This is a genomic window from Lentibacter sp. XHP0401, from assembly GCF_025751535.1.
In the GTDB taxonomy this organism is placed as follows: domain Bacteria; phylum Pseudomonadota; class Alphaproteobacteria; order Rhodobacterales; family Rhodobacteraceae; genus Lentibacter.
In genome coordinates this window covers 1-13,247 of record NZ_JAOWLC010000012.1, presented here as the reverse complement: position 1 = coordinate 13,247, position 13,247 = coordinate 1, and the positions used below count along the sequence as shown (strand labels likewise).

At 56.1% G+C, this 13,247-nt stretch carries 14 protein-coding genes and 1 tRNA gene; 10 read left to right on the top strand and 5 right to left on the bottom strand.

Annotation, left to right across the window (positions count from 1 at the left end; translation table 11 throughout):
* Positions 1 to 48: 48 nt before the first annotated feature.
* The 5 genes from OE750_RS14745 (at position 49) to OE750_RS14725 (ending at position 3,019) form a co-directional block, all read left to right on the top strand.
* Positions 49 to 930 (top strand): carbon-nitrogen hydrolase family protein, encoded by an 882-nt coding sequence (locus tag OE750_RS14745; protein ID WP_263765061.1) that lies wholly within the window; start codon positions 49 to 51, stop codon positions 928 to 930.
* Positions 931 to 1,011: 81 nt separating this feature from the next.
* A complete protein-coding gene (infA, locus tag OE750_RS14740; protein WP_008186030.1) occupies positions 1,012 to 1,230 on the top strand; it encodes a translation initiation factor IF-1 in 219 nt (72 codons plus the stop codon).
* A 3-nt stretch (positions 1,231 to 1,233) separates the two neighbouring features.
* Complete coding sequence (locus tag OE750_RS14735; RefSeq protein WP_263765053.1) at positions 1,234 to 1,809, top strand: Maf family protein; 576 nt, start codon at positions 1,234 to 1,236, stop codon at positions 1,807 to 1,809.
* Positions 1,806 to 2,840, top strand: a complete 1,035-nt coding sequence (locus OE750_RS14730; RefSeq protein WP_263765052.1) for a ribonuclease E/G — start codon at positions 1,806 to 1,808, stop codon at positions 2,838 to 2,840. The genes OE750_RS14735 and OE750_RS14730 overlap by 4 nt, the downstream gene beginning before the upstream one ends.
* Entirely contained in the window at positions 2,837 to 3,019 is a 183-nt protein-coding gene (locus OE750_RS14725; RefSeq protein WP_263765051.1) for a DNA gyrase inhibitor YacG, read from the top strand. Before OE750_RS14730 ends, OE750_RS14725 begins: the two co-directional genes overlap by 4 nt.
* 10 nt (positions 3,020 to 3,029) lie before the next feature.
* Here OE750_RS14725 and OE750_RS14720 read toward each other — a convergent pair whose 3' ends face one another.
* Genes OE750_RS14720 through OE750_RS14710 form a run of 3 tightly spaced genes read right to left on the bottom strand, consistent with a single transcriptional unit; the run spans position 3,030 to position 6,236 of the window.
* Positions 3,030 to 4,238, bottom strand: a complete 1,209-nt coding sequence (locus OE750_RS14720; protein ID WP_263765050.1) for an ABC transporter permease — start codon at positions 4,236 to 4,238, stop codon at positions 3,030 to 3,032.
* On the bottom strand, positions 4,235 to 4,975 hold the full coding sequence (locus OE750_RS14715) for an ABC transporter ATP-binding protein (RefSeq protein ID WP_263765049.1): 741 nt from the start codon (positions 4,973 to 4,975) through the stop codon (positions 4,235 to 4,237). The genes OE750_RS14720 and OE750_RS14715 overlap by 4 nt, the downstream gene beginning before the upstream one ends.
* A 1-nt stretch (position 4,976) precedes the next feature.
* On the bottom strand, positions 4,977 to 6,236 hold the full coding sequence (locus OE750_RS14710) for an efflux RND transporter periplasmic adaptor subunit (protein ID WP_263765048.1): 1,260 nt from the start codon (positions 6,234 to 6,236) through the stop codon (positions 4,977 to 4,979).
* Positions 6,237 to 6,703: 467 nt separating this feature from the next.
* On the opposite strand from OE750_RS14710, the gene OE750_RS14705 reads away from it, so the two are divergent.
* The 5 genes from OE750_RS14705 to OE750_RS14685 all read left to right on the top strand — a co-directional run bounded on the left by OE750_RS14705 (position 6,704) and on the right by OE750_RS14685 (position 9,884).
* Positions 6,704 to 6,778: transfer RNA gene (locus tag OE750_RS14705), tRNA-Phe, on the top strand.
* A gap of 317 nt (positions 6,779 to 7,095) precedes the next feature.
* Positions 7,096 to 7,740: a DsbA family protein gene (locus tag OE750_RS14700; RefSeq protein WP_263765047.1), complete on the top strand. Its 645-nt coding sequence runs from the start codon at positions 7,096 to 7,098 to the stop codon at positions 7,738 to 7,740.
* A 436-nt stretch (positions 7,741 to 8,176) separates the two neighbouring features.
* Positions 8,177 to 8,725 (top strand): hypothetical protein, encoded by a 549-nt coding sequence (locus OE750_RS14695; protein ID WP_263765046.1) that lies wholly within the window; start codon positions 8,177 to 8,179, stop codon positions 8,723 to 8,725.
* A 67-nt stretch (positions 8,726 to 8,792) separates the two neighbouring features.
* Positions 8,793 to 9,374, top strand: a complete 582-nt coding sequence (locus OE750_RS14690) for a hypothetical protein (protein WP_263765045.1) — start codon at positions 8,793 to 8,795, stop codon at positions 9,372 to 9,374.
* A gap of 21 nt (positions 9,375 to 9,395) precedes the next feature.
* Complete coding sequence (locus tag OE750_RS14685) at positions 9,396 to 9,884, top strand: DUF3592 domain-containing protein (RefSeq protein ID WP_263765044.1); 489 nt, start codon at positions 9,396 to 9,398, stop codon at positions 9,882 to 9,884.
* A gap of 20 nt (positions 9,885 to 9,904) precedes the next feature.
* On the opposite strand, the gene OE750_RS14680 is transcribed toward OE750_RS14685, so the two are convergent.
* Positions 9,905 to 12,130, bottom strand: coding sequence for a VWA domain-containing protein (locus OE750_RS14680; protein WP_263765043.1), 2,226 nt, complete (start codon positions 12,128 to 12,130; stop codon positions 9,905 to 9,907).
* 289 nt (positions 12,131 to 12,419) lie between these two features.
* Entirely contained in the window at positions 12,420 to 13,052 is a 633-nt protein-coding gene (locus OE750_RS14675) for a tyrosine-type recombinase/integrase (RefSeq protein ID WP_263765042.1), read from the bottom strand.
* Positions 13,053 to 13,247 lie beyond the last annotated feature (195 nt).

Sequence of the window (13,247 nt, the reverse complement as noted above, 5' to 3'; positions counted from 1 at the left end):
ATATGCTACAGGCTTCACCCCAGATGCGCCAGAATTGGAGACACCCTCATGAAAATTGCGACCGCCGCCTACCCTGTCAGTTGGTGCTCCACTTGGGAGATCTATGCGCAAAAACAGCGCGACTGGGTTATGAGTGCCTCCGGTAACGGGGCCGATCTTCTGGTCTTTCCCGAATACGCAGCGATGGAACTTGCGGCCCTTGCGGGCGCAGAAGCGGCGGGCGACATTCAGGGTTCGATTGATGCGGTAAGTGCGCGGCAGCCCGAGATGAACAAGTTGTTTGCCGATCTGGCTGAAGAGTTTGCCATGCATATCCTTGCCCCCTCGGCGCCAGTTCGGGAAGCGGGCAAGACGGTGAACCGCGCGGGGTTGTTTACCCCCACGGGGCTAGCAGGCTTTCAGGACAAGCAGATCATGACCCGTTTCGAGCGCGACGAATGGAATGTTTCGGGCGGCGGGCCGCTCAAGCTGTTTGATACGGCTTTGGGTAAAATCGGTGTTCTGATTTGTTATGACAGCGAGTTTCCGCTTTTGGCACGCGCACTTGTGGAAGCCGGCGCCGAGATTATCCTTGTGCCCTCGTGCACCGAGGCGCTTGAAGGTTACTGGCGCGTGCGCGTTGGCGCAATGGCGCGGGCGCTTGAGGGCCAATGTGTGACCGTGATGGCAAGCCTGATCGGAAAGGAGCCGCGACTCTATGGTGTGGAAGACAACTCCGGCATGGGCGGCATTTTCGGCCCCATGGATGAGGGCTTTCCACCCACAGGAGTTTTGGCGGAGGGCAACCTGAACAAGGCCGGCTGGACTTATGCCAGCCTAGACACCAAAAAAATCGCCCATATCCGCGAAGATGGCCATGTATTGGGTGTGAAACACTGGGGCGAGCAAGTTCCGCGCGCCTCAGATGTCACATTAGAGGCTTTGCGCTAAGAAAGGCCTTGAAAAACTTGCTGGATAGGCGCATTTAACCCGCGCTTGCCACGGTTGGCTTGCGAAACTCTAGGAGAGACCATGGCCAAGGAAGAACTGCTCGAATTCCCCGGTGTCGTAAAGGAACTCCTGCCGAATGCGACATTCCTGGTCGAGCTGGAAAACGGCCATACGATCATCGCTCATACGGCAGGCAAGATGCGCAAGAACCGTATCCGCGTTCTGGCTGGCGACAAGGTGCAGGTGGAAATGACACCGTATGATCTGACGAAAGGTCGGATCAACTACCGCTTTAAGTAAGACATGAAGCTGGTTCTCGGCTCAGGTAGCCCGCGCCGCAAGGAATTGCTGGCGCAAATTGGTGTTGTGGCTGATGACATTCGCCCGCCCGACATTGACGAAACCCCGCTGAAGGCCGAACTGCCCCGCCCCTATTGTGCGCGGATGGCGCGCGAAAAGGCGATGGCTGTGACCGCTGCGCCTGACGAGATCGTGCTTTGCGCGGATACCACTGTGGCGCTCGGGCGGCGCATCCTGGGCAAGCCTGAAGATGCAGCCGAAGCGGAACGCTTTCTGCGCCAGCTTTCAGGGCGGCGTCACCGGGTGATTACGGCTGTTACCGTACGCAAAGGTGAGCAACTCTGGCAGCGTGACGTGGTGACTGCCGTGAAGATGAAACGGCTCTCCGATGCCGAGATTGCCGGCTATATCGCCACGAACGACTGGCAGGGGAAAGCAGGGGGTTATGGTATCCAGGGCCCCGCCGGCGCGCTGATCCCATGGATTGAAGGCTCGTTTACTGCTGTTGTCGGATTGCCTTTGGCAGAAACCGCAGGACTGTTGCAAGCAGCGGGCTATCCGCTTTGGAGGGTCTCATGAAGGGACGTCAGATTATTCTGGACCATTTGGGCACGCGCGAAGCGGCGGCGCTGATGGTGGACGGGCAGCTGCATGACTTGCTTGTGGAGGCAGACGCCCCCCGCCCCGGCACGATTTATCGCGCACGCGCAACCAAACCACAAAAGGGCCAAGGCGGGATTTTCCTTGAAACTCCTGATGGCAACGCCTTTTTGAAGCAAGTCAAAGGCATTGCCCCCGGTGATATGCTGACCGTGCAGCTCACGGGCTATGCCGAAGAGAGCAAAGCGCTGCCTGTAACGCTGAAGCTTCTGTTCAAGTCTCGCTACGCGATTGTGACGCCTGATGCGCCGGGCCTCAATATTTCGCGCTCGATCCGCGATGACGCACGCCGCGACGAGCTGATGATGATTGCCAAAGACGAGATGCAGGGGCTTGAGATGGGCCTTATTCTGCGCTCCTCTTGCGAAGAGGCTTCTGATGAAGACATCGCCGAAGATTTGCGCGCGATGGTCGATCTCGCACAGACGGTTCTGGGCGAAGCCGGCACCGCACCGGAAGTACTGACGGAAGGCGACAGCCCGCATGTGCTTGCCTGGCGCGACTGGGTCGAGCCTGCGGACATTGTGACCGAGGCGGGCAGCTTTGCGAGCCATGGCGTGCTTGAGGCAGTTGATGCGCTGCAAAACGCTTATGTAAAGCTTGCGGGCGGTGCTTCGCTTTATATCGAGCCAACCCGCGCGCTAACGGCTGTGGATGTGAACACGGGCGCTGACGGCTCTTTTGCGGCCGGAACACGCGCCAATTTTGCCTGTGCCAAGGAATTGCCGCGCCAGTTGCGGCTGCGCGGGCTTGGCGGGCAGATCACGATTGACTTGGCCCCCATGCCCAAGAAAGACCGCCGCGGCTTTGAGGCCTCTTTGCGCGCGGCATTGAAAGCTGATGGCATTGACACGGTGCTGGCGGGGTTTACCCCGCTGGGGCACTACGAGTTGCAACGCAAGCGCGCGCGCTTGCCATTGGCGGAGCTTCTGAACGAGGCCAACGCATGAGCTGCCCGATTTGTGCCGATAAAACCGATGCGCGCTACAAGCCGTTTTGCTCGCGGCGCTGTGCCGATATTGACCTCGCCAAATGGCTGGGGGGCGGCTACGCCCTTCCCTCAACTGACCCTGAGGATGCAGAGCACCTTGCCGACGAGCTGGAAAAGCAGGCACAAAAGCCGCACTGAGCCTTAGCCGTTACTGGTGGCGCAGAGCCTCGATCGGATCGAGCCTTGCGGCGCGGCGGGCAGGGAAATAGCCGAAAATTACCCCCACAGCCGCCGAAAACAGAAACGCGATTGCAACAATCATCGGATCGGGGCTGAACGGGATCACCATGATGTTGGAGGCAATCGCGGCGAGGCTGAGGCCCAAGATGATGCCGACCACGCCCCCGATGATGGAAAGCACAACCGCCTCGACCAGAAATTGCAGCAACACCTGATTGCCGGTTGCGCCCACGGCAAGCCTGATGCCGATTTCGCGGGTGCGTTCGGTCACCGAAACCAGCATGATATTCATGATCCCGATACCGCCAACCAGAAGGCTGACAGCCGCCACGGCAGACAAAAGCCCCGTGAGAACATCGGTGATCCCTGTCAGCATCGAGGCCAGTTGCTTCATGTCGCGAACGTTGAAATCGTCTTCCTCACCTGCGCCGATGCGCCGCCGCTCGCGCATGAGGGTTTCAATTTCGACCAGCGCGCGGTCGGTCGAGACGTTGTTTGCCGCAGCGACATAGATCATCGAGACATCCGCCGAACCTGTGACGCGGCGCTGAAACGCCTTGATCGGGATCAGGACGATATCATCTTGATCAGTGCCGAAACTTGACGCGCCTTTGGCTTCGAGCAAGCCTATTACATCACAGGAGACATTTTTCAGACGCACGGTTTCGCCTATCGGATCGGTGTTACCGAAGAGCTCCTGCCGCACGGTTTCGCCGATAATGCAAACTGCCCTGCCCGAGCTTTCTTCGGCGGGTAGAAAGCCACGGCCCATAACAATGGGCCAGTCGACCACATCAAGGTAGCGCGCATCTGTGCCGGCAAGGGAGGTGCGGGTATCTTCAGTTCCGTAGACGGCATTAAGAGAGGTTTGGTTATAAGGCGCGGCGGTGCGCACGCTTGAAAGCTGGTTTATAAGTGCTTCGACATCTTTCATCTCAAGAGCCGCTGAAACCGAGTTGTTGCCCGGCCCCATCCGCCCGGCCCCCGGCATGACCATGAGCACGTTGGTTCCCAGCTTTTCGACATCGGCAGTCACCTGATTGGAGCTGCCCTGCCCGACTGTGACCATTGCGATGACGGCAGCCACGCCGATAACAATGCCCAGAACCGTGAGGATCGAGCGCAGAGTATTACGGAAAATAGCTTGAATGGCCAAGCGGACAGTTTCCCAGATCATGCGCTTTGCCTTCCGTGGCTGAACACTTCTTCCGGCGTGCCTGTGCGTTCGACTTTGCCATCGACCATCCAGATAACCCTGTGGGCGTAAGCGGCCATATCCTCTTCGTGAGTGACCATGACGATGGTGATGTGATCGCGCTCGTTCAGGTCTTTGAGCAATTCCATGATTTCGACGGAAAGTTTGGTATCAAGGTTGCCTGTCGGCTCGTCGGCAAGGATCACTTGTGGATTGCCTGCCAGGGCGCGGGCAATGGCTGCGCGCTGTTGCTGCCCCCCCGAGAGTTCGGAAGGGTCGTGATGCTCACGACCGCTCAAGCCGACTTTGGCAAGGGCTTCACGAGCCTTTTCGCGCCGCTCGGTGGCAGGCATACCTTTGTAGATCATCGGCAGTTCGACGTTTTCAAGCGCTGTGGTGCGGGCCAACAGGTTGAAACCCTGAAACACGAACCCAAGATAGTTGCGGCGTAGTAAGGCGCGCTGGTCCTGGCTAAGCTTTGCGACTTGCACGCCGTTAAACAGGTATTCGCCGCTTGTCGGGCTATCGAGGCAGCCGATCATATTCATTGCGGTTGATTTGCCCGAGCCTGACGGCCCCATGATCGCGACAAACTCGCCGCTTTCAATGGTGATATCCACCCCGTCCATAGCGCGCACTTCGGCCTCGCCATGGCCGTAAACCTTGGTGACATTGCGAAGCTCGATGACGGGAGTGGTATCCGCGGCCCGGTGTGGCATTCTAGTTGCCCTCGACCATATCGACGACAACCTGATCGCCCGCTGACAGCTCGCTGCTTGTAATGATAGCGAGCAATCCGTCACTGTCGCCGCGCTCAACCTCAACTTCGACAGCCACACCATTGCGCAAGACCCAGAGCGTGCTGTCGGATGCGTTGCGGGTGGTTTCATTTCTGTTGCGAGATGGCATGATGAGCTTGAGTAAACCGCCACCACCGTTGTCATCGGATGTTTCCGCCTCGACGACTTGCGGAGGGGCAAACCTGAGTGCGGCATTGGGCACAAGCAACACATCGGTATAGGAGGCAACGGTAATGTCAGCGGTTGCTGTCATGCCGGGGCGCAGCAACAGGTTGTCATTTTCAACCGAGAGTATGGCTTTGTAAGTGACAAGCCCGTCTGTGCTATCGGAAGCATAGCGCACCATCGAAATTTGCGCGGGGAAGGTTGAGTTATCGTAGGCATCCACGGTGAAGCTTGCCATATCGCCCACCGAGATACGGCCGATATCGGCCTCGGCCACATCGACTTGCAGCTCCATTTGCGCCAGGTCTTCGGCAATGGTGAAAAGTTCGGGCGCCGAGAGGCTTGCCGCCACGATTTGCCCCGCATCAACCGCTCTTTCGAGCACGATTCCGTTGATGGGCGAAATTATGGTGGCTTTGCTCAAGACAGCCTCCTGAGCTTCCAGCTGTGCCTGCGCCAGATCTAGATTGGCTTGGCCACTGGCAATATTGGCGTTGGCGCGGCTGAGAGCAGCCTGTGAGGTAACAAGATTGGTGTGAGAGGTCACGCCGCGCGCGTCAAGTTGGCGCACAATCTCATAATCGGCTTCTGCTTCGAGCAGGCTGGCGCGGGCACTGGCAAGTTGCGCCTCGGCGGCGGCATGGCTTGCCCGCTGAACCGACATCTGTGCCTCAAGCTGCACTGTATCGAGCCGCGCAAGCACCTGCCCTGCTTTCACCTCATCGTTGTAATCAACCAGAACATCCACGATTGTTCCTGACAGCTCCGAGGATATTTCAACCAGATTTGTCGGCTCGATCGTACCTGTTGCAGTGACGGTCACGGTGAGGTCACCTTGAGTGACACTCTCGGTTATATAACTGATTTTCGCGCGCTCTTCAGCGCCTTGCATCCACCAGAACGCAAGTGCGCCGGCCACAGCAGCGGCGGCCAGCCAAACCATCCATGCGGGGATATGGCGCTTGGCCGCACCGACACCAAGTGAAGCTTCTATCTTGCGTTGGATTTCACTCATGCGACGGCTCCTGCAAACCTTGTGTATTCGGATAACGGCTAATGCAACGGGCACGTCATTACATTGATCTTTGTCATACTACGGGGGCAAAGCGGTTTTCCGTCGCTGTTTCTGATGGATTTCACCACCTTACTTACCGACACTCGCACATCTCTGGCCATTTGTCCGGATTTGCGACGTTAAGCCGTAAAGTATGGCCTTCGCCGAGAAAATCTCTCCTTTCGCCAAATGCGCCAAAGCGTTTTCACAACGTTTTGAGAGCCTCGATGGCATAGCTTTTTCACTGTCTGTCTTAAGCGGCTGAAAATGAGTAAAAAAGCGACGACGAGAGACTTGACACTTGCAGGGCGATGTAAGATTAACCGCACACGATGTGAACAAAGTGTGCAGGTCTCACCCGGACCACACCATGCCGCCAGTCTTGACTGCATTAAGTTTGTCTCGTGAGCCTTTGTTTTCAATGGCACGCCCGGGTAGCTCAGGGGTAGAGCAGTGGATTGAAAATCCTCGTGTCGGTGGTTCGATTCCGCCCCCGGGCACCACTTCAAATCATTGATATTTAAGTGAAAAATTTACCTGGCAGCTATGTGGAAAAGGTTTAATTCTTATCTGGGGACGCAATGGGGACGCAATCCGTTTCGCACTCGTTGTATTTGGAGAGTTCTCCGGATTTCAAAGACGCGGGGCATTTTGACTTACAGTGCTGATTTTTTCGCAACCTATCGCAAGCAAGGTATGTAAGACCTATCTAACCAGATTAGCGGTGGGAAAACCCATTGCCCTCGTGTTTGAAAGCGATGATCTGCAGCCTTAGCTCGGCGCAGCCAATCATGTTAGCTGCCAAGAATGGAACATATAAATGACCAGCCCTTTACGTATTGATATAGTGTCCGATGTAATGTGCCCATGGTGCATCATCGGATATCGGCAATTGTCGCAAGCGCTCGAGGCGGTCGGCACCGACCATGAAATCCACTGGCATCCGTTCGAGTTGAACCCACAAATGCCTCCAGAGGGCCAGAACACCCGCGATCATATTATTGAGAAATATGGCAGCACCCCTGAGCAATCCGAACAATCGCGGCAGCACATGACGGCATTGGCTGACGAACTGGGGTTCGATTTTGAGTGGACCGAAGACTCCCGGATGCACAATACATTCAACTCCCATCAGCTGCTCCATTGGGCTGGCACCCAAGGCCGCAAGCATGATCTGAAACTGGCACTGTTCACCGCCCATTTTACAGACCAACGCAACTTGTCTGATGATGACGTGCTTGCTGACATTGCCGCCGAAATCGGGCTGGACCGCACTCAAGCCGCTGCCGTTCTTGACGATCAGCGCTTTGCCAATGACGTTCGCAGCGCCGAAGAATATTGGCAACAACAGGGTATTTCTGGCGTGCCTGCCGTAGTGTTTGACCGAAAGCATCTCATTACTGGCGCGCAGGGCGTGGACAATTACACCAACATTCTCTCGCAACTCGCCAAAATGAGAGCCTGATCCGTAGCAGAGAATTATGACCGCGCGGGCAGTCTGGGCGGAAACCGGACTTTCGCTGCTATCTTTCTATGCTCGGTCGCCACCTTCAAAAGCGGACATTGCAGGATGGTCACAACATGGATTTTTGAGGCGAGCCATCCAAGTCAGTTGCGCCATGTTGCTTACTCTCGTTTTGAAATGGGTTGAGTAGACCTATCAGGAAAACAATTTGACCATTTTTGGCGAGCGCTCACGGTTTGGTTATCTTCGAAGCCTCCAGTCAGGCGCTGTCGCCGTTTTGACGGTGGCAGTTGACGGATAGAGCTATTCGGGCATAGTTGAAACTGAGACTGTGGAGGCGAAGCGTGGCGGCAGTATTTCAATTGACAACTGCGCGGTTTTGGCATGCTCGGTTTTGTTAACAGCGACCCTAAGCTCCCTTTTCATTGGAGGTTCAATGTCACATTTATGGTTTCGCCAAACCGCTCTGGCAGCGGCACTTGTCCTCACGCCAACACTTTGTGTCGCGCAAGATGTTTTCGGCACTCTGACAGCCACCATCGAGAGCACCGAACGCAATTGGTTCCTGACAGCAGACGGGGAACAGAGCCAAAGCCATGGCCTGACAATAGCGGTCGCAAATTTGCAGAGCTTCAGTCTTTGGGGGCAACCGACGGAGAACACCGTCGCTGAAGCCAAAGACAGCCTACTGCTCAAGTTTGATATCATGTCGGTTGGTGGCAAAACGGTGCCGTTGAACGTGTCGCTGACCTATCTCGCTGACGGTTGGGCGTCGGGCTGGCTGGCCGATGAGGGCGAGCAAACCGCGCTTTCCCTGACTACGCTTGAGGAAGTCGACGGTGGCCTTCTCCTAGAAGGGCGCTTTTCCTCCACTGCCTATTACAGCAATAATTTGATGACCGGGCAGGTCGATCCGTCGCAGAAGATGCAAATTGACGGGACGTTCAGTGCAAACTTGCCCGAAGCCTTGTTGAAAGAGCAATGAGGGAAAGGGACATCCCTGTGGCGTCAAAAGCGCTAAAACTCCCCTCCAATGATAAGCGAATGAGACAATGATCAAGGCTTTTTCCTTAACCTGCGGCATCGCAACCGCTTTGTTGGCGTCATCTCCTGCGCAGGCGGAACCGAATGTCGCCTGCAACTACGGCTCACAAAAGGCGTGGGACAAGATCAGCCTCATGTATGTCGGCCCTTGGCAGATTACGCATCATGCGGGCTATGTAATTTCAGGCCCGATGACGATGCCTTTCCCTGCAAGTGGTGACGTCGAAACGATGCAAATCGAAATGTCGCCAAATGGCGGGCTTGTGGGCACGCACCCGGAGGCACAGCAGCCCGTTGTGTTTAGCTGGGCCGACGAGCCTCCCTGGAGCTTTGAGGCTCACGCGACCAAAGACGGCGTTCCTGCGCCCATGCTGTCGTCATCTGACGTTGAGACGTTAATGGGATGTGGCGTTGAAAACCTCGCCCGCCTGATCGGACGGACACAGGTCACAATCGACGGCGTAACGATGGATATGACCCTGCGTTTGATGGTTGTCGGTCCTGACCAGATGTATGGCATTTTTTATACGTCGACCGTCGTCAAGGGGATCCCCGTCAAGAGCTGGCGCGCCGTGACCCTCACGCGCTGACGCGATGCAAAGGATATGGTGATGGACGAACCGAAACAGACATTGGCCAAAGTGATGTGGCGTCAACAAATATGGGTCTACCCGTTACTTATCGCGGCGGGCATCGGGTTTGCGATGCTTAAAATCTCCGACTATCGAAAGGCCGCCGCATTCACGGACCACGGCGTCAAAGTGGTCGGTGAAGTCACTAATTTGCACGAGACCATAACGAACAAGCCAAATACCTACGATGTCGCCTACATCTTTCCCACTGAAGCCGATCCTTATAACCGTGGGAATCAACGTGTCAGAGAACAGCTTTTCGACACTCTGAGCGACGGCGGCCCGATCGACATTTGGTATCTGCCAGACGATCCCAAACAAAGCGCGGTCGATTTAGGTTATCTTACACGGTATTTCCGGCTCGCATTGCTTTGTTCGGCGGTCCTGATGCTTACCGGTCTTGTCGGCGGTTGGTTTGCGATCAAACGAGCGCGTGCGACTGTCCTCGCCCAAGGTAGCGACAGCTAGCCCAACACTACTAACGGCGATCAGTCTGCGGTCACGGTCAACAGGGTCGCCCCCAGAACCACCTCGTTTTGCCCCAAGACGTAACGGATTTCATACTCCCCCGCGGCGTCAGGCAGTTGGATGGTCAAAGGATTGCCCGCCTTCGTATAGGCATAGGTCACATAGCCGCTCTCGCCTGTTTTGGATATGCTGATGTAGTCACGGGAGTAATCGGGCCCGTCCCAATCAACAGAGATGCTTTGCGCCGAAAGCGCGACGCTTAGTGGGGCGGTTAGCTTTGCGTCGACAGGCGTGACGGTGACTGGCTCTCTGCTCAGGATCACGTTGTCCTGCGCCAGTATGTAGCGGATTTCATAGTCGCCTGCCTGTGACGGCATGAGCAAGTTTAGTGGGGAGCCACTTTCGGTGTAGGTGTAGTTCACGTATTGCCCGCCATCAACTCCAACACGCGCCACGGAGATGTAGTCGCGATCATAATCCGGCCCCATCCACTCCACGACGACCGAAGCGCCCATAGGCGCAACGGATGGTGCAGTCAGACTGGCGTCCACATCCTTTACCGTGATCGTTCGGTTGGCCAGGATCACGTTGTCCTGTGAGACAATATAGCGAACCTCATAGGTGCCTGCCTCGGAGGGCATAAGCAATGAAAGCGGGGTTCCCTCTTTCGTGTAGGTGTAGTTCTCATATTGACCGCCCGCGCCGCCAACTTTGGCGACCGAGATGTAGTCGCGGTCATAGTTCGGCCCCGTCCAGTCAACCGCAATGGTTTCCCCCACCGCCGCCGTGTCGGGCGCGGCAAGCGTGGCAGCAACACGCTGAACCGAGATCGACGCGCGCGCCATGATCGTGTTGCCCTGTGCCAGGATGTAGCGCAGCTCGTAGTCTCCGGCCTCGGAGGGCATCAACAGGGACAGCGGACTGCCGTCTTTCGTATAGGTGTAATTGACGTAAGTGCCGCCATTTCCATCAGGTGATGCGACAGAGATATAGTCTCGTTCGTAGTCCGGACCATTCCACTCAACGGTGATGGACTCGCCTGCGCTGGCGATGGTCGGCGCGGTCAGCATGACCTCTACCGGCGTGATCGTGATCGGGCGGGTCGCAAGCACAGAGTTGGTGGCCGACGACACATAGCGCAGCTCATAGGTGCCAGTTGTGGGCGGCATCAACAACCCCCGTTCGGCAAGGTCAGAGATATAAGTGTAATTGACGTAGGATGTCCCGGTTTGATCGACGGCCGCCACGGAGATGTAATCACGTTCATCGTTTGGCCCCGTCCACTCTACAGGAATAGTTGCTCCGACGGGAGCGGTGTCTTGTGCGGTAATCGTGGCGTCAGGTTGCGGCACTGGGAGCACGACCGTTACCGTCAGAGGGGCCACATCCACGACGAAATGGGTTATGCCCTCACTCCCGTTGGCCACATCCCGCGCAATCGCGGTATATTCTTCCGATACAACTAGGTCGGTTGAAAAGGGCTCTTCAGATGTGGCGACACCATCTTTTACCACGACGCCTTTAGAGTCCGAGATTTCCCAGACTATATCGGCGGTCACTTCCGGTCCATCCTCACCTCGTATTGCGCGAAACGTTAAGGGGGCTGCGAGTGGCTCTGGCGCGACGGGTGCGGTGACTTTGCTTAAAGCATCCGCCAGTTCATCCGCGTTTGACGCGGTCAGAAACGCACCGCCCGTTTCATCGGCAATACATTGCATTTGCGCCAGAGCTGCCGCCTCGGTCACATCGAACCCGACAACATGCGCGGTAAAGTCGATACCAGCCTCTTCAAGCGCACGAGCAGCGGCGCATGGGTCGGGATTACAGGTTTCGATACCATCCGAGACCAGAATAACGGTCGCGGCCTCTTCAGTGTAGCGCAGCGCCTGCGCCGCAGCGATGATCGCGTCGGTCATCGGGGTTTTGCCACGAGGATTGATCGCGTTCACGGCGGCAAGAATGTCCGCCGCTGTGTGTGGCCCCGGCGCGACGATGGTCTCGATGTCAGCACAATTGCCCCGCTCACGGTGGCCATAGACCGTCAGCCCAAGGTTTTCTTCGGGTGGGAAATCTGCAAGAATTTTCCCAACGACATCGCGCGCGATGACAATCTTGTTCACCCCGTCAATCTGGCCCCACATGGAGCCGGACCCGTCCAGAACGAGTATTGTATTGGCGCGATCCTGCGCCGATGAGAGGCTGGGAACCAGCGAGAGGCATAGAAGCAAGATCGTAAAAAAGCGCATGATAGTAACCCATCTAAATGCAACCAACGTGCAAATCGTGCGCTATTTCGGATATTGGGTCAAGAAATTGTGAATTACAAAAAATGTGGCCACGGCAGGAATTGATCCGCCTATAGGCGTCGCGGGTGTGCCAACCATTTCCGAGCTGTAAAAATTTCTCGGGGAGCAGACCCTGAAGCGCCGAAAATGCTGGGCGTTTCACGGATGGACGCTTCGGAGAACGTCGAAGACGGGTTTTGTGCCTTGCTCAAAATCCGCAACGGGCCGTCCACGAGGACGGCCCGTGCTTTTAAATTTCAATTGCTTCAGCAATAGCGAGAGCGTCTTCGAGCTCCACTCCCAGGTACCTGACCGTGCTATCCATTTTTGTATGCCCGAGGAGCAACTGTACAGCGCGCAGGTTGCCAGTTTTCTTGTAGATCTGAGTTACCTTAGTTCGTCTCATTGAGTGCGTGCCGTAGGCGGTAGCCTCTAAGCCAATTGATGTAACCCAATCTCGAACGATCCTCGCGTATTGACGTGTTGAGATGTGGAGGCGCTCATGGAAGCGACCTGGCCAGAGGTATTCCGACCCGACCATCAGCGGATCCTCCATCCACTTTGCAACAGAAGCTCGCGTCCCTGCCGAAATCTCGAAACGCACAGGCTTCTTTGTCTTGCTTTGAAGAACCGATGCCCGCTCCCTAATCTGGCCCGATGCCATCACATCCACAACCTGCATCCGACAGAGATCACAACCGCGGAGTTTGCTATCAATCGCCATGTTGAATAAGGCAAGATCGCGATGTTTCTCGGCGAGTTCGAGTCGGACTCTGATCGCCCAGACATGCTTTGGTTTTAGTGGGCGTTTCTGACCGACAATACGGCCTTTATTCCAAGCAGGGCGAAGCGCACGAATGGCAGGTAAGTTTGGTATGCCCATGACAGATCCTCCGATCCGCCAATCCCTCCCAATTCTTCAACCCGACGTTGATGATGCATCATATCACAAAAAAACTGCGGTGCATCTGAGGGCTGCTTTGAGCCCACATGTATGTACGGGCTGCTGTTCGCAAGTGTTCAATTGCACGTCTTCAGGAAGTCGCTGATATGTATCCGGCCTTTGGATCGGCTTGAG